The organism is Amycolatopsis sp. NBC_01307 (genome assembly GCF_035975215.1).
Classification (GTDB): Bacteria; Actinomycetota; Actinomycetes; order Mycobacteriales; family Pseudonocardiaceae; genus Amycolatopsis.
Window position 1 is genome coordinate 3,496,123 of record NZ_CP108403.1, and the last position, 21,872, is coordinate 3,517,994.

General features: G+C 73.4%; 14 protein-coding genes. 3 read left to right on the forward strand and 11 right to left on the reverse strand.

The annotated features are described in order from the left end of the window. Positions 1 to 6 precede the first annotated feature (6 nt). From OG439_RS14495 to OG439_RS14535, 9 genes are all read right to left on the reverse strand, one after another. A complete protein-coding gene (locus OG439_RS14495; RefSeq protein WP_326949875.1) occupies positions 7 to 5,304 on the reverse strand; it encodes a type I polyketide synthase in 5,298 nt (1,765 codons plus the stop codon). Next, positions 5,301 to 8,855, reverse strand: coding sequence for an amino acid adenylation domain-containing protein (locus tag OG439_RS14500; protein ID WP_326949876.1), 3,555 nt, complete (start codon positions 8,853 to 8,855; stop codon positions 5,301 to 5,303). Before OG439_RS14500 ends, OG439_RS14495 begins: the two co-directional genes overlap by 4 nt. A gap of 60 nt (positions 8,856 to 8,915) precedes the next feature. Then, a complete protein-coding gene (locus OG439_RS14505) occupies positions 8,916 to 12,347 on the reverse strand; it encodes a beta-ketoacyl synthase N-terminal-like domain-containing protein (protein WP_326949877.1) in 3,432 nt (1,143 codons plus the stop codon). Positions 12,348 to 12,741: 394 nt separating this feature from the next. Beyond that, positions 12,742 to 12,993, reverse strand: a complete 252-nt coding sequence (locus OG439_RS14510; protein WP_326949878.1) for a hypothetical protein — start codon at positions 12,991 to 12,993, stop codon at positions 12,742 to 12,744. A gap of 87 nt (positions 12,994 to 13,080) precedes the next feature. Further along, positions 13,081 to 14,346, reverse strand: coding sequence for a PucR family transcriptional regulator (locus tag OG439_RS14515; RefSeq protein ID WP_326949879.1), 1,266 nt, complete (start codon positions 14,344 to 14,346; stop codon positions 13,081 to 13,083). Positions 14,347 to 14,369: 23 nt separating this feature from the next. Beyond that, on the reverse strand, positions 14,370 to 15,083 hold the full coding sequence (locus OG439_RS14520) for an alpha/beta fold hydrolase (protein WP_326949880.1): 714 nt from the start codon (positions 15,081 to 15,083) through the stop codon (positions 14,370 to 14,372). Between the two features lie 24 nt (positions 15,084 to 15,107). Then, positions 15,108 to 16,223 (reverse strand): FAD-dependent oxidoreductase, encoded by a 1,116-nt coding sequence (locus OG439_RS14525; RefSeq protein WP_326949881.1) that lies wholly within the window; start codon positions 16,221 to 16,223, stop codon positions 15,108 to 15,110. Then, positions 16,220 to 16,921: a TetR/AcrR family transcriptional regulator gene (locus tag OG439_RS14530; protein ID WP_326949883.1), complete on the reverse strand. Its 702-nt coding sequence runs from the start codon at positions 16,919 to 16,921 to the stop codon at positions 16,220 to 16,222. The genes OG439_RS14525 and OG439_RS14530 overlap by 4 nt, the downstream gene beginning before the upstream one ends. A gap of 95 nt (positions 16,922 to 17,016) precedes the next feature. Beyond that, on the reverse strand, positions 17,017 to 17,781 hold the full coding sequence (locus OG439_RS14535) for an ATP-binding protein (protein WP_326949884.1): 765 nt from the start codon (positions 17,779 to 17,781) through the stop codon (positions 17,017 to 17,019). A gap of 142 nt (positions 17,782 to 17,923) precedes the next feature. Here OG439_RS14535 and OG439_RS14540 point away from each other — a divergent pair, with 142 nt between their 5' ends. Both OG439_RS14540 and OG439_RS14545 read left to right on the forward strand, forming a co-directional pair. Next, positions 17,924 to 18,496: a hypothetical protein gene (locus OG439_RS14540; RefSeq protein ID WP_326949885.1), complete on the forward strand. Its 573-nt coding sequence runs from the start codon at positions 17,924 to 17,926 to the stop codon at positions 18,494 to 18,496. Positions 18,497 to 18,745: 249 nt separating this feature from the next. Further along, on the forward strand, positions 18,746 to 19,180 hold the full coding sequence (locus OG439_RS14545) for a DoxX family protein (RefSeq protein WP_326949886.1): 435 nt from the start codon (positions 18,746 to 18,748) through the stop codon (positions 19,178 to 19,180). Here the strand turns inward: OG439_RS14545 and OG439_RS14550 are convergent. Then, positions 19,177 to 19,692 carry a VOC family protein gene (locus tag OG439_RS14550; RefSeq protein WP_247052102.1) on the reverse strand — a complete coding sequence of 172 codons (516 nt, stop codon included), beginning with the start codon at positions 19,690 to 19,692 and terminating at the stop codon, positions 19,177 to 19,179. The two genes, OG439_RS14545 and OG439_RS14550, sit on opposite strands and share 4 nt — an antisense overlap. A gap of 322 nt (positions 19,693 to 20,014) precedes the next feature. Continuing rightward, positions 20,015 to 20,797 carry a D-Ala-D-Ala carboxypeptidase family metallohydrolase gene (locus tag OG439_RS14555; RefSeq protein ID WP_326949887.1) on the reverse strand — a complete coding sequence of 261 codons (783 nt, stop codon included), beginning with the start codon at positions 20,795 to 20,797 and terminating at the stop codon, positions 20,015 to 20,017. Between the two features lie 208 nt (positions 20,798 to 21,005). Between OG439_RS14555 and OG439_RS14560 the strand changes: the two genes are divergently transcribed. Beyond that, positions 21,006 to 21,872: an alpha/beta fold hydrolase gene (locus tag OG439_RS14560; protein WP_326949888.1), complete on the forward strand. Its 867-nt coding sequence runs from the start codon at positions 21,006 to 21,008 to the stop codon at positions 21,870 to 21,872.

Consider the following 21,872-nt stretch of genomic DNA (forward strand, 5'->3'; position numbering starts at 1 on the left):
CCTGCTTCAGCGCTCGAGCTTGGGGATGGTGGTGGCGGCGGGTTCTTCGGCGGGAGCCGCGTCGGCACGCAGTTCCTCGATCCGCTCGACGAGGGTGGCCACCGTGGAGGATTCGAACAGCGTCTTCATGGCCAGCCGGGCGCCGGTGGTCTTGCGGACCTGGGCGATGAGCTGGATGGCGACCAGGGAGTTGCCGCCGAGGGCGAAGAAGTCGTCGTGGACGCCGATGCGTTCGACGCCGAGGACTTCGGCCCACTGCCGGGCGATCTCCGCTTCGAGGTCGGTGCGCGGGGCGACGTAGTCGTCCTGGGCCAGCGGGGTGGCCGCAGGTTCGGCGACTTCTTCGGTCTCCACCAACGCCTCGGCCGTCACCCGGCGGTCGAAGAGGTCCCGCACCGGGCGGGTGCTGATGACGACCTGGCCGCCGAGCCCCGGCGTCAGCGCGCGCAGGAAAGCCTCGGCGCCGTCGACCGGCCGGATCCCCGCCGACGTCGCCGCGACCGCGGAAGGCTTCTTGGCGAGACCGCCGCTGACGGCGTTCTCGTCGACCTGGCGCAGCACGAAGTCCTCGATCTCGGCCACCACGCGGCCGTCGTCGGCGCAAAGCGTCAGGTCGGCGGCGATCACCTGGTCACCACCGGCGTCGCGGTAGCGCAGGTGGCTGTGGAAGCTCGCCGGGAGGACGTCGTGCACGACCACCCGGCCGTAGCTCATCGGCAGGTAGGTGCCGCTGCCCCGGCCGCGGCCGAACGCCGTCGCGATGTCGAGCAGCGCCGGGTGCAGTCCCCAGCCGGTGTCGCCGGCCGCCGCGTCCGGCGTGACGATCGACGCCAGCTCCTCGTGCTCGCCGAGGTGGTGGGTCCGCAGCGCGGCCCAGCGCGGGCCGAAGGTGACCATGCTGGTCCGGCCGGTGCCGAAGCCGTGGCCGTCGTCGAGCACCGCGGTCCGGCCGCGGATGCCGTCGAGGTCCACAGTGGACACAGTCGGCGTCGGAACCCAGCCCGCGGAGCCGCGGACGTGCGTCTTGGTCACACCCGCCAGGCGGCTGGTCACGGTGAACCCGTCGCCGTCGAAGCCGACGCGGTACTCCGCGACCGCACCTTCCGGCACCGAGAACGGCTCCAAGAAAGCGACATCGCGCAGTTCGACGACGTGGCCGTCGGCGGGCTTCGGCAGCGCCGCTTCGACGGCGGCCCGGACGGTCTCCAGGTGCCCGGTCCCGGGCACCACCGGCACACCGGCGATCCGGTGCTCGTCGAGCAGCCAGTGCCCGGCCGCCGAGACGAGCCCGTGGACGCCGCCCGCGGAGCGCGTGGTCAGGACCGGGTGCGCGACCGGGCCGTCCGCACGCTCGCGCGTCGACCGGATCAAGGACGGTGCTTCGACTTCGGCGACCATGCCGACCTCGTCCCAGCCACCCCAGTCGTGCGAAACGACCCGCGCCTGCCAGCCGTGGTCGCCGCGGGCGTAGGCGTCGAGGAAGTTGTTGGCCGCGCAGTAGTCGACCTGCCCGAAGTCCCCGGACACCGAGGTGACCGACGAGCAGAGTGCGACGAAGTCCATCGGCAGGTCCGAGAACGCGTCGGCCAGCGCGAGGGTACCGCCGATCTTCGGGGCGAGCACGGCTTCGGCGGCCGAACGCTCCTTCACCTCGGCGACGCCGCCGCCAGGCAGTCCGGCGGCATGGACGATGCCGTCGAGGCCGCCGAACTCGCGCTCGGCCAGCTCCCGGACCTCCCGCAGCCGCGCCGGGTCGGTGACGTCGGCGGCGAGCACGTGCACCACCGCGCCGGCCGCTTCCATCCGCCGCACGGCGAGCATCGCGCGTCCGAGCCGGTCGGTGCCGCCCTGGGTGGCCAGGTGCGCGTCCCACTCCTCGCGTGGCAGTAAACCGTTGCGGGACAGCAGGATGAGCTTCGCGCGGACGCGCAGGGCGAAGTCCTCGGCGAGGGTGATGCCGATGCCGCCCGTGCCGCCGGTGATCAGGTACCGGCCGCCGTCGCGCAGGACCGGCGTCGCGGCTTCGGGCAGCGTGAGCTGCGTGTGGTCGAGCACCCAGCGGCGGCCGCGGCGCAGCGCGACCTCGGCGTGGGCGTCCGCCGGCGCGGACAGCTCGGCGACGACGTCGGCGGAGAGCGTCTCGACGTCGATCCGGCGCACGACCGTGCCGGGCTGCTCCAGGGGCAGCACGCGGGCGATCCCGGCGAGCGTCGCGTGCTCGGGGCGGGTCAGGTCGGTGCCGGTGACGTCAGCGGTGCCGGCGCTCAGGACGTCGATCCGCAGCGGCTCGGCCCACGCCTGAACGAGGCTGAGCACGCTGAAGAACCCGCGGTCCTGGGCCGCCATCCCGGTCTCGGTGCCGCCCAGCGCCCACGCGTGCACGACCCGCTCGGGCCGGGTGCCGAGCGCGGCGACCAGGTCGTCGTAGTCCGCGCGCTCCCCCAGCCGGACCGTGAACCCGCCGTCGACGGCGGCGAACCGCGCACCCGGCCGGACCTCGGTGACCGCGACACCGGCGTCGCGCAGGAGACCGGGCAGGACGTCGTCGTCGACGAACGCCAGGCAGGACGCGAACGGCTCGCGCCGCACCTCCGGCCCGGCCTGCCGCCACGACGGCACGGCGAACCACTCTTCGAGCGGCAACGGCCCGCTGGGCTTCACCGGCTCGGCGACCGTGCCCGCCGGGTCGGGGTCGACCCAGTACCGCTTGCGCGCGTAGGGATAGCCGGGCAGCGGCACGCGGAGTCCGGACGTCACCGCTTCCAGCGTCAGGCCGTGTGTCCACAGGAGACCGGCGGCCGCGTAGAGCGTTTCGACGTCGCCCTCGCGGTCGTTACGGCCCGGCAGGCTCGGCTGCGGCGCGGGCAGGCCCTTCGGCACCTGGCCGCGGGCGAGCCCAGCCAGCTGGTGGCCGGGGCCGCACTCGACCAGGGCCCACCGCTCGCCGCCGGCGAACAGCGTCCGCACGCACTCACCGAAGCGGACGGCCTGGCGCAGGTGCGCGGCCCAGTAGCCGGGATCGGTGGCCTGGGCGTCGGTGATCCAGCCACCGGTCAGGTTCGACAGGAACGGCAGCGACGGCGCCGAGCGCGGCACCGCGGCGACGGCTTCGGTGAACTCCGCCAGGATCGGGTCCATCATCGGCGAGTGGAACGCGTGCGACGTCACCAGCTCGCGGCACTGCACGTCGCTGGACTTGAGCCGCGCGGCGAAGTCGGCCACGACGTCGGCCGGGCCCGCGACGACGCACGTCCCCGGCCCGTTGACCCCGGCGATCGCGACGCCTTCGGGCAGCCGCTGCGTCACCGCGTCTTCGTCGAGCTGGATCGCGAGCATCGCGCCGGACGGCATCGACTGCATCAGCTCACCGCGCCGGACGACCAGCTTCAGCGCGTCGGCCAGTGCGAAGACCCCGGCCACGGTCGCGGCGACGTACTCGCCGATCGAGTGGCCGATCATCGCGCCGGGCCGGACGCCCCAGCTGCGCCACAGCGTGGCCAGCGCGTATTCGACGACGAACAGCGCGGGCTGCGTGAACCGCGTCTCGCGCAGTTTCGCGTCGCCGCCGCGGTCGAGGATCAGCTCCTTCAACCCCGCGATACCGGCCAGCGCGCAGCACTCGTCGACGGCCGCGGCGAACACCGGCTCGCTGCGGTACAGCTCGACGCCCATCCCGGCGTACTGGGAACCCTGGCCGGAGAACAGGAACGCGACCTTCAGCTCGTCGGCCTTCGCCGTGACCAGGCGACGCGGGTCACGGAGGCCCTCGACGGCGTCTTCGCTGTCGCGGGCGACGACGGCCGCGCGGTGTGCGTACTCGGTGCGCCCGGCCGCGAGGGTGTGCGCGACGTCGGCGAGGTCGAGGTCGATGTCCCCCGCGAGCCGGTCGGCCAGCCGGTCGACGGCGACGGCGAGCGCGTCCGGCGTGTTCGCCGAGACCCGCAGCAGGTGCGCGGGACGCGGCAGGCGACGGCGCTGCGGTACCGGCGCCTCCTCCAGCACGACGTGGGCGTTGGTGCCGCCGACGCCGAACGAGCTGACGCCGGCCCGGCGCGGGGCGTCGCCCGCCTCCCACTTCGTCACCGTGCGCGCCGGGTAGAACGGGCTGCTCGGGAAGTCGATGCCCGGGTTGGGCTCGTCGTAGTTGATGGTCGGCGGGATGAGGCCGTGTTCCATGGCCAGGACGGTCTTGATCAGCGCCACCACCCCGGCGGCCTGGGACAGGTGGCCGATGTTCGACTTGACCGAGCCGATGGCGCACCAGGCGGTGTCCGGCACGCCGTGGCCGTACACAGTGGACAGTGAGGTGACCTCGATCGGGTCGCCCAGCGCGGTGCCGGTGCCGTGCGCCTCGACGTAGCCGATCGTGCGCGGGTCGACCCCGGCCATGCCGACGGCCTGGGCGATCGCCTCGGTCTGGCCGGCGACGCTGGGCGCCGAGAAGCCGACCTTGGTGGCGCCGTCGTTGTTGATCGCGTTGCCGAGCACCACCGCGCGGATGTGGTCGCCGTCTTCGATGGCCTGGGCCAGCCGCTTGACGAGCACGACGCCGACGCCGCTGCTCCACACCGTGCCGTTGGCCTCGGCGTCGAACGCGCGGACGTGCCCGTCGGGCGAGGTGAAGCCCTCGACACCCATGTAGCCGATGCCGTGCGGCATCTCCAGGTTCACGCCGCCGGCCAGCGCCATCTCGCACTCGCCGTTGCGCAGCGCCTCGCAGGCGAGGTGCACGGCGACCAGGGAGGTCGAGCACGCCGTGTGCAGCGCCAGGCTCGGGCCGCGCAGGTTCAGCTTGTAGGACACCGACGTCGTCAGGTAGCTCGGCTGGTTGCCGGTCGACATCCCGATGCCGCCGTGCTGCGAGGCCATGATCCGCTCGTTGCGCAGCAGGTTCTCGATGAGGTAGCCGGTCCGGCCGGACCCGCCGTAGACGCCGATCGCGCCGCGGTAGCGGGCCGGGTCGTAGCCGCCGTCGGTCAGCGCGGAGTGGCAGGCCTCGAGGAACACGCGGTGCTGCGGGTCGGTGATCTCCGCTTCGCGGCTGGTCATGCCGAACAGCTCGGCGTCGAACTCGTCGAAGCCGTCGACGACCGTGGTGGCGTTGACCCAGCTGGGATCCTCCAGCGTTTCCGGGTCGGCGCCGCGGGCCAGCAGTTCCTCGGGGGTGGCGGGCTTGATCGACTCGACGCCGTCGACGAGGTTGCGCCAGAACTGCCGGAGGTCGCCGGCGCCGGGGACGCGGGCGGCCATCCCGACGATCGCGATCGGTTCGGTGCCGGGTTCGCCGGTCTCGAAGTGGGTCACTGGTGGCGCTCCTGTTCGTGGCCGGTCGTGGCGGCCGGGCGGCGGGGTCTTCCGGACGGGGTGCGCCCGCGGCGGGCGGCGACCCGCTCGGCGGCGCGGGCCAGCGCGGTGTCGGGCTTGGCGCCGGCGGCCGCGTGCAGGTGGGCGGCGAGGGCGCGGACGGTGGGGTGGCTGAACAGCTCGACGACCGGGATGCGGCGGCCGAGCCGGGCGGTGACCTGGGCGTGCACCTGCATCAGGGCGAGCGAGTGGCCGCCGACGTCGAAGAAGTTGTCGGTGACACCCACGCTTTCGACGCCGAGCACGTCTCGCCAGGCCTGCGCGATCACCGCCTCGGTCGCGGCGAGCGCGGCGACGTCGGTGACGACCGGAGCGGGTGCCGGCCGGGCGCGGGTCATCGCGCCCGGCGCGGCGGTGCGCACCGAAGGCCGCGGGGTCTCGGGCAGGCACGTCCCGACCGGCCGGTCGGGCGTGGCGGCCAGCCCGGCGAGCAGGTCCGCGTAGTCCGCGGCGAGCGCGGTCATCCGGGCGGCGTCGAACAGGTCCGGGTTGTAGAGCAGCTCGACGCCGTGGCCGAGGACGTAGACGGTCAGGTCGAACGGCGACCCCGGCTTGGCGACCGGCAGCCAGCCCGCACGCACCCCGGGCAGCTCCAGGCGTGGCTCGGTGAAGTTCAGAACGTTCACCATCACCTGCACCAGCGGCGCCCGAGCGGGATCGCGGTCGACGCCGAGGGCGGTCACGAGCCGCTCGATCGACACCGCCGGGTGCGCGGTCGCGGCCAGCAGCTCGGCCCCGCCGCGCCGGGCGTGCGTCGCGAAGTCCGCGTCGTCGCCGGCGCGCAGCCGCACCGGCACGATGTCCACGAAGAACCCGGCGACGTCCTGGGTCTCGGGCAGCTGCCGGTCGGCGACGACGGTGGCGACCAGGTGGTCGTCCGCGCCGGTGAGCCGGTGCAGCAGCTGCCCGAACGCGGCCAGCAGCACCCCGGCCTGGGTGGTGCCGGTCCGCGCGGCCAGCTCCCGGACGGCGTCGGGGGCGCCGTCCGGGAACACCTGGTGCACGCTCGCGCCGTGGTAGGTCTGCACGGCGGGGCGTGGTCGATCGCGCGGTAAGTCCACTGTGGACGGAGCCCCGGCCAGGTGTTCGGTCCACCAGGCGAGGTCGACGGCTTCGCGACGGCGGTCGCGGTCCGCGCGCCACGCCGCGTAGTCCGCGTAGGACGCGGCGAGCGGCGGCAGCGACGCCCCGGCGTAGGCCGCGGAGAGGTCGGCGCACAGCAGGTCCTGGGACCAGCCGTCGAACACGGCGTGGTGGAGCGTGAAGCCGAGCACGTGCTCGTCCGGCCCCAGCTCGTACAGCCGGACCCGCCACGGCGGCTCGCGGTCCAGGTGCACCGGGGTCGCCGCGTCGACGGCCAGCCGGTCGGCGAGGAACGGCTCGGTCAGGCTGGTCATCGGCACCGGAATGTCTTCTACCGCAAGGCATTCGGCCTGCGGGACGCCGTCGATCGAGCGGATCCGCCAGCGCAGGGTGTCGTGCCGTTCGGCCACCGCGCGCAGAGCGGCACGCAGCTTTTCCACGTCGAGCGGGCCGGTCAGCCGGAAGGCCATCGCGATGTTGTACGGCGCCGCGGCCGGGGCGAGCTGGTCCAGGAACCACAGCCGCCGCTGCGGCGGCGACAGCGTGGGTGCGTGCCCGGTGGTCAGGCCCGGCCCGGTCAGCGGCGCGGCCGCGGCCACCCGCCGGGCGACGCCGTCGAGGGTCCGCCCGGCCAGGACGTCCTCGGTGGCGACGTCGGCGGCCAGGTCCGCACGCAGGGCCGCGACCAGCCGCATCGCCGTGATCGAGTCACCGCCGGCGGCGAAGAAGTCGGTGCCCGCGCCGGCGCCGAGCACCTTCCGCCACACCTGCGCGACCGCCCGGGCCACCGGCGTGTCGGGCTCGCCGAGGTCGGCCGGCGCCGCGCGTTCGGCCAGCGCGCGCAAGGCGGGCCGGTCGATCTTGCCGGTCACCGGGTTCACCGGCAGCACGTCGAGCCGCCGGATGACGGCCGGCCGCATCGCCTCGGTGAGCCGGTCACCCGCGTAAGCCTGAACATCCTCGTCGGACGGCAGCGAGGCCGCGGGACCGGGCGCGACCTCGCCGGACGGCGCCCGGACGCCGCCCGAACCGGCGACATCGACACCCGGCGGCACCGAAGCCGGGGTGAGGAACGCGACCAGCCGGGTGCCGCCCGGGCCCGGGACTGCTTCCACCGCGACCGCGCCCACCTGCGGGTGCGTGGCCAGCGCGGCCTCGACCTCGCCCAGCTCGATGCGCTGGCCGCGGACCTTGACCTGCCGGTCGGCGCGGCCGGCGAACTCCAGCCGGCCGTCGGGCCGCACGCGCGCCCGGTCGCCGGTGCGGTAGGCGCGCTCCCCCGGCGTGAACGGGTCGGCGACGAACGTCCGCTCGGTCAGCTCCGGGCGGCCGAGGTACCCGGCGGCCACCCCCGGGCCGCCGATCAGCAGCTCGCCGACCTCGCCCGGCGGGACCGGGCGGAGGTCGGCGTCCACGACGTACGCGCGGTGGTTCGGCGTCGGCGTGCCCAGCGGCAGCGGGTCGGCGGGCCGGCCGGTCACCTCGTCGGTGACCACGACGACGGTCGTCTCGGTCGGGCCGTAGACGGTGAAGAAGCGGCGGCCGGGCAGCCAGCGGGCGGCCAGTCCGGCGGGCACCGGCTCCCCGCCGCAGGCCACGGTCCGCCAGCCCGGCACGTCCGCCGGGTTCAGCGTGGCGAGCAGCGTCGGCGTGATGAAACCCCAGTCGACGTCGTGCTCGACCACGAACCGGCGCAGCCGCTCGGGATCGGCCCGGTCGGCCGAGCCGGCCAGCTGCACCGAGCCGCCGTGGGCCAGCGGCACGAAGACGTCCATCGTGAACGCGTCGAAGCCGGGCGAGGAGATGCCGAGCGCGCGGGTGCCCGGGCCGACGCCGAGGCGGGCGGCGAAGCCGGTGACGAACGCGACGACGTTGCGGTGGCTGGTGAGCACGCCTTTCGGCCGGCCGGTCGAGCCGGACGTGTAGAGCACGTGCGCGGTGCTGTCCGGGGTGGCCGGACAGCCGCCGGGCTCGCCGGGCGGCGGGACGTCGAGGGCGTCGATCCCTGCCACCGCGCCGAATTCCGCGACGGCGGCGTCGCCGATGACGAGCGTGACGCCGGCGTCGGCGGCGATCCCGGTCAACCGGGCTCGCGGCCCGCCCGGCTCCAGCGGCACGTAACAGCCACCCGACAGCAGGACGCCGAGGACCGTCGCCACCAGCGCGGGACGCCGGTGGGCGCACACGCCGACCCGGGTTTCGACGCCCGCGCCGCGTTCGCGCAGCAGCGCCGCGACACCCCAGGCGGCGGCGACCAGCTCAGCGTAGGTGAGCCGGGTACCGCCCTGCCGCACGGCGAGCGCGTCCGGCGTCCGGCGTGCTTGCTCCAGGACCAGCCCGGCGACCGTGGTGTCCGGATGGGACAGTGGCGGGCCGTGCGTGCCCGCGACGGGCAGCGTGTCGGTCACGGTGAACTCCCCAGTTCGGTTTGCTGCCCGGGACCGCGGTGGCGGCCGGGCTGGTGCGGGTCACGGGTGGTCACCCGTGATCGGCGGGTCGATCCAGAACCTGCTGCGCTGGAAGGAATAGCCGGGTAACGGCACCCGGCCCGGGTCCGCGCCGTCGTGCCGGGCGGCCCAGTCGACGTCGCCGCCGCCGACCCAGCGAGCGGCCAGTTCGTGAGCCGCACCGGGCGGCCCGGCGACGTCGACGCCGTCGGCGAGCAGGACGTCGAGGGCTTCGACGGCCTCCGCCGCGGTCGTGGCGACCACGGCGGCGCGGGCCGCGAACTCCCGGCGGCCGACGGCGAGGGTGTAGGCGACGTCGGCCAGCGGTGGCGGGTCGTCGGCGAGCCGGTCACGCAGCCGGGAAAGCGCCTCGCGCAACGCTTTCCGATCCCGCGCGGACACCGGCAGCACGTACGGACCGTCGGCGGTGACCCGCGGCCCGGCGGCCGGTGCCTCCTCGACGACGACGTGGACGTTGGTGCCGCCCATGCCGAACGAGCTGACCCCGGCCACCCGGCGTTCCGGGTCCGGCCAGTCTGCGGCCTTCACCGGGACGTACCAGGGGCCGCCGGCCAGATCGGCCTCCGGGTGCGGCGCGGTGAAGTGCAGGTTGGGCGGGATCACGCCGTGGCGCACGGAAAGCACGGTCTTGATCAGCCCGGCCACCCCGGCGGCGGCGTCGAGGTGCCCGATGTTCGTCTTGACCGAACCGAGCGCGCAGGTCCCCGGCGGCAGGTCGCCGTACACCCGGTTGAGCGCCGCCACCTCGATCGCGTCGCCCAGGGGCGTGCCGCTGCCGTGCGCCTCGACCAGCCGGACCTCGGCCGGGTGAACCTCGGCGACGGCCAGCGCCTCGGCGACGGCGGCGGCCTGCCCGGCCGGCCCCGGCACGGCGTAGCCCGCACGGTCGGGGCCGTCGTTGGTCATCGCCCAGCCGGGCAGCACGGCGTGGATGTGGTCGTGGTCGGCGAGCGCGTCGGCCAGCCGCCGCAGCACGACGACCCCGGCGCCGGAGCCGAACCCGGCGCCCTCGGCCGCGACGTCGAACGCGCGGCAGCGGCCGTCCGGTGAGGCGAGACCGCCACTGCGGTACCGCGGCCACGTGACGCTCACACCACCGGCGAGCGCCAGGTCGCAGCGGTATTCGGCGAGGCTCTGCGCCGCGAGTCCCACCGCGGCGAGGGAGCTGGAACAGGCGCTCTGGACGGCGATCGCGGGTCCGGTCAGGCCGAGCCGGTAGGCGACCTGGCCGGGCAGGTGGTCGGTGAGCTGGCGGCCGAGCAGCCGGCCCTCCCAGTCGTCGGGGTCGACGTCGCCGGTCACGGCCGGGTTCCCGAACAGGTGGAACAGGAAGTAGCGGTTCACCCCGGCGGAGGTGAAGACGCCGACCGGGCCGGTCTCCCGCGCCGGGTCGCGGCCCGCGTCCTCCAGGGCCCGCCACGCCGTCTCCAGGAAGAGCCGGTGCTGCGGGTCGGTGCGGGCGGCCTCGTCGGCGGTGAAGCCGAAGAACTCCGCGTCGAAGTCCTCGACGCCGTCGAGGCGCCCGCCGGCGCGGACGTGCGCCGGGTCGCCGCGCAGGCCGGGGCCGATGCCGAGCGCGGCCAGCTCGTCGTCGGTGTGGTCGTGGATCGAGTCGACCCCGGCGCACAGGTTCCACCAGAACGCCGGCGCGTCGGGCGCGCCCGGGAAGCGGCAGGCGAGCCCGACGACGGCGATCAGGTCACTGCCACCCTCGTCCGGCAGCGGCTCGACGGCCCGCGGACGGTCCGAAACGGACTCGCCGAGGTACGCCGCCTGGGCCGCGACGGTGGGGTGTTCCAGCAGGCCGAGCAGCGGAATGTCCGTGTCGAACTCAGCGGCGAGCCGCTGCTGGACGCGCCCCAGCAGCAGGGAGTGCCCGCCGACGTCGAAGAACGCGTCGGTGACGCCGAAGCTCGCGTGACCCAGGACGTCGCACCAGATCGCGTGAACCCGCTGTTCGGCCTTGGTCATCGGCGGGATCTCGGCCGGCGCAGCGGGACGCGGTCCCGGAAGCGCTGCCTCGTCGAGCTTGCCGGTGACGGTCAGCGGGAACGCCGCCACGACGAGCACCGCCGACGGCACCGCGTAATCGGGCAAGGCGTTGGCCAAGACGGCCCGCAGCGCGGCCGGGTCGGGTCCGGGGTCGAGCGCCGGGACCACGTAGGCCAGCAGCTCGCCGTCGCGGACGACGGCTCGCGCTTCCGCCACCTCGGCGTGCTCCGCGAGCTTCGCCTCGATCTCGGTCAGCTCGACGCGGAACCCGCGCACCTTGACCTGGCGGTCCAGCCGGCCGAGGCAGACGAGGGTGCCGTCCGGCAGCACTTCGCCGAGGTCGCCGGTGCGGTAGGTGCGGAGCCCCTCCTCGGTGGTGCCGAAGGCCGGGCTCGGCCGGTCGAGGTAGCCCGCGGCCAGGAACTCGCTTCGGACTTCCAGCTCGCCGCCGTCCAGCACGGTCAGCTCGTAACCCGGGAGCGCGGTGCCGATCGGCAGCGGGCCGGTGGCGCCGGGGTCGACGTCGGCGCTGGTCAGCCGGTGGTGCGCGGCGAACGTCACCTCGGTCGCGCCGTAGCCGTTGACGAACACGGCGTCCGGCGCGAACCGGCCGCGGCGGACGTCGGCGTAGGTCGCCGGTTCGCCGCCCAGGAGCACGGTCCGCACCGACGGCAGGTCGCCGTCGAAGCTGTCCAGCAGGTAGCGGTAGACCGTCGGCGTCGAGTGGTAGACGGTCGCCTCGTGCCGCGCCAGCTCCCGCACGGCGTGCGCGACGCCGTGCACGCGCAGGTCGACCGGCACCACGGCGGCGCCGGTGAGCAGCGCCGGGTACAGGTCCGGGATCGCGGCGTCGAAGCCGAAGGAGGCCAGCAGGCTCAGCCGGTCCGCCGCGGTGATGCCGAGGCTCGCGATCTGGTTGTCCACCACGTGCAGCAGGTTGCGGTGGGTCTGCGCGAAGGCCTTCGGCGTGCCGGTGGAGCCCGACGTGAACAGCACGTAGGCCGGGCTGTCCGGGTCCGGATCGGGCACCGGCAGCGGCGCGGTCTCCGACCCGACCGGGACGACCCGGGCGGACCCGTTGTGGCACAAGGCTTCCGCGAGGTCGACGTGCTCGGCGTCGGCCAGCACGGCCGACACGCGCGCGGCGTCGACCTGGTGCGCGAGCCGCTCGCGCGGGAACGTCGGGTCCAGCGGGACGTACGCGCACCCCGCGGCGAGCGTGCCCAGGATCGCGGCGATCGCCCGGGTGCCGTGCCCGGTGACGAGCCCGACCCTCTCACCCGGCCGGACGCCCGCGTCGAGCAGCCGCGCGGCGTGGCCGCCGGCGAGCCCGGCCAGCCGGGCGTAGCTCACCACCGCGTCGTGCTCGACGACGGCGATCCGATCGGGCGAGCGCCGGACGACTCCTTCGAAGCGTCTGATGCAGCCGGCTCGCGTCATCGCTGTAGGTGGGCTCGTTCCGGCCGTGAATGGGCGCGCGGCAACCACAGCGGTGACGTCGACTTCATCTCACTCCCCAGTGCGATTCATGGCGAAGAATCACGCAAGGTTAAAGCTCAGGACGTCGCCTGGGGATACGTAATCCGCAGAGTTGGTCCGAATGGACTATCGATCCGGGTTCCGACATGGGGTTTTCCCACGTGATCGTCAGCGCGGCGCGTCCGGAACGTCGGCTTATGTCGCGCTGCCGACCACAGTGGACATCTGATCGACTACTCACTGCAACAATGCCGGAAAGTCATTCACGCGGTCGGATATTCACCGACTCCGGCCGCGGAAAACGAGTTCCCGCACGGCGCGGAGTGGCAATTTCACGAAATCGATCCAGAACGCGCTAACCCGCGTTCGCCAGGAGCCCGCCGCCCGCGGGCGTGTTCGCCATCAGGCACGCGTGGCACGGCATCCCGCGCAGGCCGTCCAGCACCTCGGCCTCGCCGGGGAAGATCGACTCCCCGCACAGGGCCGTCAGGCACTCGGGGACCGCGCCGGCTTCGGGGACGGGGATCAGGTGACAGACGCGTCTGCTCTCGCCGACGACGCCTCGGCGTAGCCGCACCAGTGCGAGCATCCCACCGTTTTCACCCATGATCGAAAGGTAGGCCGGAAACGGCGGGAAGACTTCGTGTCCGGGACCCAACGATCTTCGCCGGGTGTGGTCCACGACACCAAAGCCTCAGAGCACCGCCCGGCCGAGCCGGTGGCAGAGGCTCAGCGCGAGCTCGACGTCCAGCCGGTTCGTCCCGAGCTCGCGCGGCAGCAGCTCCTGGGCCTTGCGGACGCGGTACTGCACGGAGTTCTTGTGCATCGTCAGCTCGGCCGCCGCAGCGGTGTAGCTGCCGCCGGAGGCGAGGAAGACGTGCAGGGTCTCGCGCAGGCGCCCGCAGTTCTCCTCGTCGGCGGCCAGCGGCCCGAGGGTGCTCGTGACCCACAGCCGGGCCGCGTTGAGGTCGGACGTCATCAGGGCCATCGTGCCGACCTCGCGGAAGGTCAGGACGCGGTCGCAGTGCTCGCCGGCCGCGAGGGCCAGCGCGTGCACCCGCAGGGCCTGGTGGTGGGTGTCGCGGAAGCCGTCGACGCCGGTCGCGGGGTCGCCGACGGTCACCCGGACGCCGGGTCCGGCCGTCGCGAGGACGTCGTCGAGCAGGGCGCGTCCGATCGTGACTTCCGGGCCGAGCGGCAGCCACACCCACGCGCTGGCCTCGTCGCGCGGCACGAACAGCGGCCGGCCGTGGTCCTGGACGCGGCCGAGCACCGCGGCCGCGACCGACTCCAGCACCGACAGCACGTCGCCCACGGAGGCCTCGGCCGTGTGCCAGAGGATCATCCCGGCGTGCGTGCCGCGCAGCCGGTAGCCGATCACGGCCTCGGCCGCGTCGACGGACGCGGCGTCGAGCGGGCCGCGGTTCTCCGCCAGCAGGTCCTGCACCTTGGCCGCCCGCGCGGCGCTCCGGTTGAGCAGCCAGCGGTCGCGTTCGTCCTGGTAGACGGCGATCAGCTGGCGGGTCACCCGGGTGACGAACCCGAACACGACCTTCAGCAGCCGCCGCATCATCTCCCCCAGCAGCTCGGCGTCGCCGACCTGGCGGGTGCACTCTTGGAACCCGAAGTCGAGCATCGCGGCCTGCCCGACGTCGTAGGCCCGGATCAGGTCGAACACCGGGGTGCCGCGCTGGGCCAGCCGCCGCGCGTACTCCAGCGCGGCGGCCGGCGCCTCGACGTGGGCCGGGTCGATGCTGTGCTGGAGGATCTGCAGGCCGGTCTCGATGTTCTGGTAGACGCTCGCGGTCAGCAGGCTGACCATGCGCTCGTCGTCGTGGACCAGCTGCGGCAGTTCGGCGGCGTAGAGCTGCACCAGCTCACCGGTGAGATCACCGGCCCGGTCGGCCAGCGAGGCGGCGACCTGCCGGATCCGCTCCGAGACGACTTCTTCGTCCACCATGGAGCCACTCTAGAGGGGAACGATCATGCTTTCACCAGGAACTCGTCGATGAGTTCGAACGTCGCGGCCGGGTTCTGCACCGCGGGCATGTGTCCCGCGCCGGCGACGACCTCGAACCGGGCGTCCGCGAACCCCGCGGCGTAGGCCGCGCCGAACGCCGGCGTGACGACCGTGTCGTCCTCGCCCCAGATCAGCAGGGCCGGGATCCGGACCCGGGCCAGCCGGCGCAGCAGCTTCGGGTCGCCCATCGTCGTGCCGGTGTAGACCTGCATCGCCGCCAGGTCGGCGGGCGCGGGCCCACGCCCGGGCCCGGGCGCGCCGGGCGGCGGCTGCGGCAGTGACACCGGCAGCCCCGCGATCTGCGGGCCGATGCCGTCGAGCACGACCAGCGCGCCGATCCGGTGGCCGCGGTCGCGCACGGCCATCTCGGCCGCGACCCACCCGCCGAAGGAGCTGGCCACGACGACGACGTCGGAGAGGTCTTCGTCCTCCAGCAGGTCGAGGTAGGTGACGGCGAGGCTGTCGACGCCGGTGAACCACTCCGGGCGCGGCGTGCCGCCCCAGCCCGGGTGGGTCGGCGCGAGCACGCGGTTCTCCGGCGCGAAGTGCTCGACGACCGGCGCGACGCCCCGGGGTCCGGCGCCGCCGTGCAGGGCGAGCACGGGACGGCCGGCACCACCGGTGTCGGTCAGGTGCAGTTCCAGTTCCGGGTCGGGCCGGAGGATCTTCTCGGTCATGGTGGTGCCTTTCGGGTAAGGGTTTCAGTGCGAGAGCATCAGGTCGACCATCGCGGCGGGCGCGTCCGGCCGGAAGCTCTCGACGAGGTTGTCCGCCGACCCGCGCGCGGCTTCTTCCGCTCGCGGGAACAACGCGGTCTCGTAGGCCGAGAGAGCGCTTTCGACGTCGTCGTGGTCCGCCAGCGCGATGGCCAGCTCGGCGGCGTCGAGCATCGCGAGGTTGGCGCCCTCGCCGGCGAAGGGCGACATTACGTGCGCGGCGTCACCGAGCAGCGTCACGCCCGGGACCCGTGCCCACCGGTGCCCGACCGGCAGGGCGTGGATCGGCCGCGCGATCAGGGTCTCGTCGCTCTCGGCGATGAGCGCGCGCAGCCCGGCGTCGAAGCCGGCGAACACGTCGAGGAGCCGCGCGCGGGTCCCGGCCGGGTCGGCCGGGTCGACGAGGCCGGTCACCGTCTCGGCCGGGGCCTGCACCGCGGCGTAGACGCGGACCCGGCCGCCGCCGTTGCGCTGGGCGATCAGGCCTTTCCCGTCGGCCAGCGCGAACATCGAGCCGGTGCCGACCAGCGCGGCCACTGCCGGGTGCGCGGTGTCCACATCGGACAGGTGAGCCTCCACGAAGGACAGTCCCGAGTAGACCGGGACGGCATCCGACAGCAGCGGCCGGACCTTCGACCAGGCGCCGTCCGCGCCGACGACCAGGCCGGACTCGACGACCTCACCGGTGTCCAGGGTGATCCGGCCGGGCGCCACCGCGGTCACCTTCGTCCCCCAGCGGACGACACCGTCCGGCAGGGAGCCGACGAGGATCCGCTTGAGCGCGCCGCGGTCGACCTCGGGCCGGGTGCCGCCGCTCGCGTCGGCGGTCTCTTCGAACCGGACGACGCCGTGCTGGTCCAGGATGCGCAGCGCCTCGCCCTCTTCACGGGCGATCGCGCGGAATTCGCCGGTCAGGCCGGCTTCGGCCAGCGCGTGCTGACCGGACTCCTCGTGCAGGTCCAGGGTGCCGCCCTGGTCGCGGGCGGCCGGGGACGCGTCGAGTTCGTAGACGGTCGCGGCGATCCCGCGGGTGTGCAGGACGCGGGCCAGCGTGAGGCCGCCCAGGCCGCCGCCGACGATCGTGACGGGGGTAGTGGTCATCGTTGCTCCTCGGTCGGGGGGCGCGCGGTGCTCAGCGCGCCGTTCAGCAGGACGTCGAACGCCCACCGCACACGGGAGGGGCCCGGGCCGGACACGAGGTCAGGCCCCAGCGCGGCGATGTACGGGTGGGTTTCGGCGGAGAGGCCGGCGAGCGACTCCACCAGCACGTCGTGCTCGCGCTCGGCGCCGGGTTTCTCCTGGCGGCCGCCGGTTTCGACGGCGGTCGCGGTGGCGATCAGCAGCAGGACGTCGACGGCCCACGCGGCCTGGCCCGGCGGCATCCCGCCTTCGTCGAGCAGCGCGAGCACCGCTTCGACGACGGCCAGGTAGTGCGGCCCGCTCAGCCGGGTCACCAGCGCGACCCGGGCCAGGCTCGGCTGGGCGAACAGCACCGAGCGGTAGGAGCCCAGCACCGCCCAGAGCCGGTCGCGCCACTCCCCCGTGCCGCCGTCGCCGAGGTCGACCTCGACCTCGGCGAGCAGCTCGTCGAGCATCGCGGCGTGCAGTTCCTCGGTGTCCTTGACGTACACGTAGAGCGAAGCGGGGCCGGTGTCGAGCTCCTTGGCCAGCCGGCGCATGGTGACGCGCTCGACGCCTTCGGCGCGCATGACGTCGACGGCCGTCGCCACGATGCCCGCGCGGGTCAGCGCCGGCTTCGCCGGGCGTTCGCGGCGGCTGGGGGTGCTGTTCCGGTCCATGCGTCCACTGTAGCGAACATGTTCGTTACGAGCACGTTCGGAACGAACATGTTCGTATGGCGCCGGTCACAGCCACGGAGGCGGCGATACGGGAATCAGGGGCCGAGGGTCCGCGGCCGGCGGCGTTCCGGCGTGGCCAGGACGGCCCAGACCACCTTGCCACCCGTCCAGCGCTTGCTGCTCCCCCAGGCCCGGGCGGTCTGCGCCACGATCCGCAGGCCCAGGCCGGGCTCGAGCAGGTCGGGCCGCTCCAGCAGCACCGCGGGCCGCGGATCGTCGTCGCTCACGGCGATCGTCAGCAGCTCCCGCCGCAGCTCCAGCCGCAGCCGCGGGAGCGACGTCGTGTGCCGGGACGCGTTGTCGGCCAGCTCCGCCGCGATGAGCGTGCCGTCGTACTCCAGGGCGGGCACCCCCCATTCACCGGTCCGCGCGCGGACGAACGCGCGAGCCTGGGCGATGCCGTCGTCCCCGCGCGCGAGCGTCCGCTCGGCACGGCGGCGGATCGGGTGGGGCAGCGCTTTCTCGGCGGCTTCGACGTCGGCGTGCACCGGCACGAACCGGTCCAGACCGAACGCGTCGAACGCTTCGATGTGCGTGGACTGCCGCGTCACCAGCGAGAACGGGATGCCCGGCCAGCGCTCGAGCCGGGTGGCGACGAACGGGAACAGACTGGGCGAGTGCCGCTCGAGAACGAGCCCGTCGATGTCGGCGATCACCCCCGGCGGGCTGTCCGCGGCGATCTTGAGGAGACCGTCGCGCAGGAAGGGGTAGCCGGTGATGTCGAGCCGCCCGGTCACGCGGACCAGGGCGCTCGCCTCCCGGTTCCGCAGCTCGAGCCCGATGCCCTCAGGCACGGGCACCGGCCGGACGGCGCGACCGCGCCCTCGGATTCATGGCCATCACGCTAGTCCTCGGCCGGGACCGCGCAAAGGGCCCATCGCGCGGCGGTGCAACCGACCGCGGTCCTCGGGCGTGTAGTGCTCGACGCCCGGGGAGGACGCCATGTCACCGTACCCACTGCAGGACGGCGAGCGAGTGCTCTGGTCGGGAGCACCGACGCGACGCCGACGTTGGCTTCGCGAGCACCACGTGCGGTTGTTCGGCGCCCTGCTGGTGGTCGCGGCCGTCGCCACCGCCATCGTCGTCGACCGGCGGAACGCGCAGTACCTCGGACTGTTCACCATTCTCCTGTTCGGGTTCGGCATCTTCTGGTCCCGGCGGCTGGCCAACCGCCGGGCCCGCCTCGACGTCGAGACCTACTTCGTCACCGACCGGCGCGTCGTTTTCGTGGCGCAGTGGCCGACCGGCGCGGAGTTCCGCTGGGCGTGGCTGAACCGGCTGGGCCCGGCTCAGGTGAAGACCGGCGCCGACACGGTCATCTTCGGGACGAGCTTCGCGGCCCGCTGGCGCGTGGCCAATCAGAACCACGAGGGCGCCTGGGCGCCGTTCGTGCCGGAGCTGTGGGCGATCCCGGACGCCGAACGGGTCGCCGCGTTGATCCGGCAGGCCCAGTCCGCGCCGTTTCCGAAAAGAACCGGAAACATTCTCGAAACCCAGCGCGGACCAGTGCGCTAACTGGTCTGGACCAGACAGGAGAAATACCCCAGACTTCCGGGCTTTCTCTTGCCTGACAAAGCGACCTGCGGTAACGCGGACTCAACCGAACCAGGTTCGGTGTTTTCCCTGGAAGATTTCCGCATGCGACTTTCGGCGGTGTGCCGCATCCCGGCAGGCCGGTATATCTGGTGCTACCGAATCCGCAATGGCCGGGCCCCGCGCGCCGGCCGGCCGGATGCCGCCCGCACCCCGCCTCCCGGAGGAACCATGCACCGCCTGGCCCCGGCCCGCGAACACGTCATCGGGCTCTTCCGCATCGTCATCGGCTTCCTCTTCGCCTGCCACGGCGTCAAGGCGCTGTTCGGCCTCTTCGGCGCGAAGTCCGCCGTCGCCGTCGGCGTCTGGCCGCAGTGGTGGGCCGCGATCATCCAGCTCGGCTGCGGCGCACTGGTCTGCGTCGGGATCGGCACCCGGGTCGCCGCTGTGCTCGGCTCCGGCTCGATGGCGTTCGCCTACTTCACCGTGCACCTGCCGGTCGCGCTGCTCCCGATCCAGAACGGCGGCGAGGACGCGGCCCTGTTCTGCTGGACGCTGCTGGCCGTCGCGTTCATCGGCCCCGGCCGCTTCGCGCTGAGCAACCTCCTTGCCCGGCAAGCGGTTTCGGCGCCGGATCACCTCCGGGCGACCGAGCTCGCGTCCTAGGGGCGCGAGATGCCGACGCCGCTACGGGCGTCGGCGCCGTACTTCGCCAGCTCGCGCGCGAGGTCCAGCCGGCCCGTGGCCTTGCTCGGGTCACGGTCGGCGTCGGTCAGCAGCTCGCGCGGGATGATCCAGACGACCTCGAACTCGATCCCGCTGGGATCCTTGGCGTACAACGACTTCGTGGTGCCGTGGTCGGACGAGCCGACGAGCGCGCCGGCCGCTTCGAGGCGGCCGGCGAGGCGGTCCAGGTCGCCGAGGGTGTCGACCTCCCACGCGAGGTGGTAGAGACCGACCGACGTCTTCCCGGCGCCCGAGTCCTCGGCGTGCGCGCCGAGCTCGAACAGGCCGAGGTCGTGGTCGTTGGTCGAGCCGGGCGCCCGCAGGAAGGCCGCGCCGCGGTGCGCGTCGCCGCCCTCGATGTAGTCGAAGCCCAGCAGGTCCCGGTAGAACGCGACGCTCTCGGCCACGTTCCGGACGTACAGCACGGCGTGGTTCAGGCGAAAGATCGACATCGGCTCTCCTGGCCCGTGCTGCTGCGCGCGCGAATAGGTTGAAGTTTCAACTTGAGGCTAGGCGCGAACGAGCAAACGGTCAAGCGAGCACAAGCACCCCTCGATCACCCGGAAGAACCACTCTCTGTGGGTCCTGCGACCGACCGGGCGACAAACCTTCGACACCGTATCGAGGCCCTGGTCGGACGGCCCGGGAGTTCGTAGGGTGGTTGCACCGCGGGACATCGTGTCAGCTGTCCCGCGGGCGGTGATGCCCCTGGATCCGACCTTTCCCCGAAGCCTCGCCCGGGGGCATCACCCTCACACTCGATCACCCTCGAGCTCAGCTGACCGTGCCGCTCTCCCACCACCAGCTCTGCGAGCCGTAGGCGTACTCGACACGGCTGTCGACGTGCTGGTGGGCGTCCGAGAGCGTGTAGCGCTCCAGCCCGGAGAACCCGCAGGCCTCGGCGAGGACGTAGACCTGGCGCGTGCTCAGGCCGCTGACGTAGCAGTCGGCCGCCGTGCCGTACACGTGCATGCTGTTCGACGCGCCGCCGATGGCCTTGTTGTGCGCGACACTGCGGAAGCCCGACGAGATCGTGATCGCCCGGTTGCCCGCCTTCGTCCGCAGGGCTTCGAGCTTGTACATCAGCCGCCGGACGTTCTCCTTGACCGTCGCCGAACCGACCTTGCCGCCCCCGAAACCCGTACCGTCATTGGACGTGAACTCGCTGAATTCGAAGTGCGCGGTCGAGCCGTCGGCGGATTCCAGTGCGTTGAGGGCCGCGAAGTCGTCCGCGTCGGCAACGCCGTCGGCCGTCAGGTGGTTCGCGGCCTGGAACCGCTTCAGCGCCGCCTCGGTGCCGGGACCGAAGTCGCCGTCGACGGCGACGTAGGTCTGCTTCGGGCCGTCGGCGGCCCAGCCCGCGACGCGGATCTGCAGCTCCGTCACCGCGGCACCGGTCGAGCCGGACCGCAGCGACGACGGCCACGTGTAGGCCGCCGCGACCCCGGGGAACGCCGTCATCGCGGCGAGGCCGCCGGCCAGGGCGACCCCGGTCCCGGCCGCGGCCTTGAGCAGGGTGCGGCGGTCGAAACCGGCGGACGGGCGGAACGGGCTCATCGAGGCCTCCGGAGTGCTCGGCGAACGGGCCCGCAGGAGACACCGGGTGGCCAAACATCGGCCAACACCCCGGCGACCCGGCGCCGGAATCCGCCTCGACCGGCACGTAGCCCGTGAATCCTTGACGATCACCCGGTCTCACGCTCGGTCACGATGTACTGAGCCGATCCATTTACATACATGGCGTATGTATGTAATCATGAGCCGCATGACGAGAAGCGAATCCCTGGGCCGGGAACGCCGGGTCCGGTTGCCGGCCGGCGAGGTGCGGTACTTCGAGCGGGGCAGCGGCGCGCCGGTGGTGTTCGTCCACGGCGTGCTGACGAACGCCGAGCTGTGGCGGAAGGTGGTGCCGGACGTCGCGGCGGCCGGATTCCGTTGTGTGGCCCCGGATCTGCCGCTGGGCTCGCACGACCTCCCGATGCGGGCCGACGCCGACCTCTCCCCCGCGGGCGCCGCCGACGTGCTCGCGGACTTCCTGGACGCGCTGGACCTGCGCGACGTCACGCTGGTCGCGAACGACACCGGCGGCGCGCTGACGCAGATCCTGCTCAGCCGGCGTCCGGAGCGGGTCGGGCGGGTCGTGCTCACGCCGTCCGACTGCTTCGAGTACTTCTTCCCGCCGATCTTCAAGCCGCTGCCGGCGATCGCGCGGATCCCGGGGTCGATGGCCGTGCTCGGCCAGCTCCTGCGCATCCGCGCGCTCTACCCGCTGCCGGTGCTGTTCGGCTGGGTGGTCAAGCGGCCGCTGCCCGATGCCGTCGCGCAGGCCTACCTCGCGCCGCTGCGCAAGTCCGCCGGGGTGCGGCGCGACCTGCGCAAGCTGCTGCGGGACGTGCACCCGCGGCACACCCTGGCCGCCGCGGCGGCGCTGCGGACCTTCGACCGGCCGGTGCTGCTCGCCTGGGCGAGCGAGGACAAGCTGTTCCCGATCGCCCTCGCCCACCGGCTCGCCGCGCTGCTGCCGGACGCGAAGCTCGTCGAGATCGCGGACTCCTACACGTTCGTCTCCGAGGACCAGCCCGCCGTGCTGGCCCGCCACGTCGTCGAGTTCGCGGGCGTCATGGCAGATTAG

Coding starts and splice junctions, on each gene's coding strand:
- OG439_RS14505 (WP_326949877.1), bottom strand. CDS start 12,347: ATGACGCGAGCCGGCTGCATCAGACGCTTCGAAGGAGTCGTCCGGCGC.
- OG439_RS14510 (WP_326949878.1), bottom strand. CDS start 12,993: ATGGGTGAAAACGGTGGGATGCTCGCACTGGTGCGGCTACGCCGAGGC.
- OG439_RS14515 (WP_326949879.1), bottom strand. CDS start 14,346: ATGGTGGACGAAGAAGTCGTCTCGGAGCGGATCCGGCAGGTCGCCGCC.
- OG439_RS14520 (WP_326949880.1), bottom strand. CDS start 15,083: ATGACCGAGAAGATCCTCCGGCCCGACCCGGAACTGGAACTGCACCTG.
- OG439_RS14525 (WP_326949881.1), bottom strand. CDS start 16,223: ATGACCACTACCCCCGTCACGATCGTCGGCGGCGGCCTGGGCGGCCTC.
- OG439_RS14530 (WP_326949883.1), bottom strand. CDS start 16,921: ATGGACCGGAACAGCACCCCCAGCCGCCGCGAACGCCCGGCGAAGCCG.
- OG439_RS14540 (WP_326949885.1), top strand. CDS start 17,924: ATGTCACCGTACCCACTGCAGGACGGCGAGCGAGTGCTCTGGTCGGGA.
- OG439_RS14545 (WP_326949886.1), top strand. CDS start 18,746: ATGCACCGCCTGGCCCCGGCCCGCGAACACGTCATCGGGCTCTTCCGC.
- OG439_RS14550 (WP_247052102.1), bottom strand. CDS start 19,692: ATGTCGATCTTTCGCCTGAACCACGCCGTGCTGTACGTCCGGAACGTG.
- OG439_RS14555 (WP_326949887.1), bottom strand. CDS start 20,797: ATGAGCCCGTTCCGCCCGTCCGCCGGTTTCGACCGCCGCACCCTGCTC.
- OG439_RS14560 (WP_326949888.1), top strand. CDS start 21,006: ATGACGAGAAGCGAATCCCTGGGCCGGGAACGCCGGGTCCGGTTGCCG.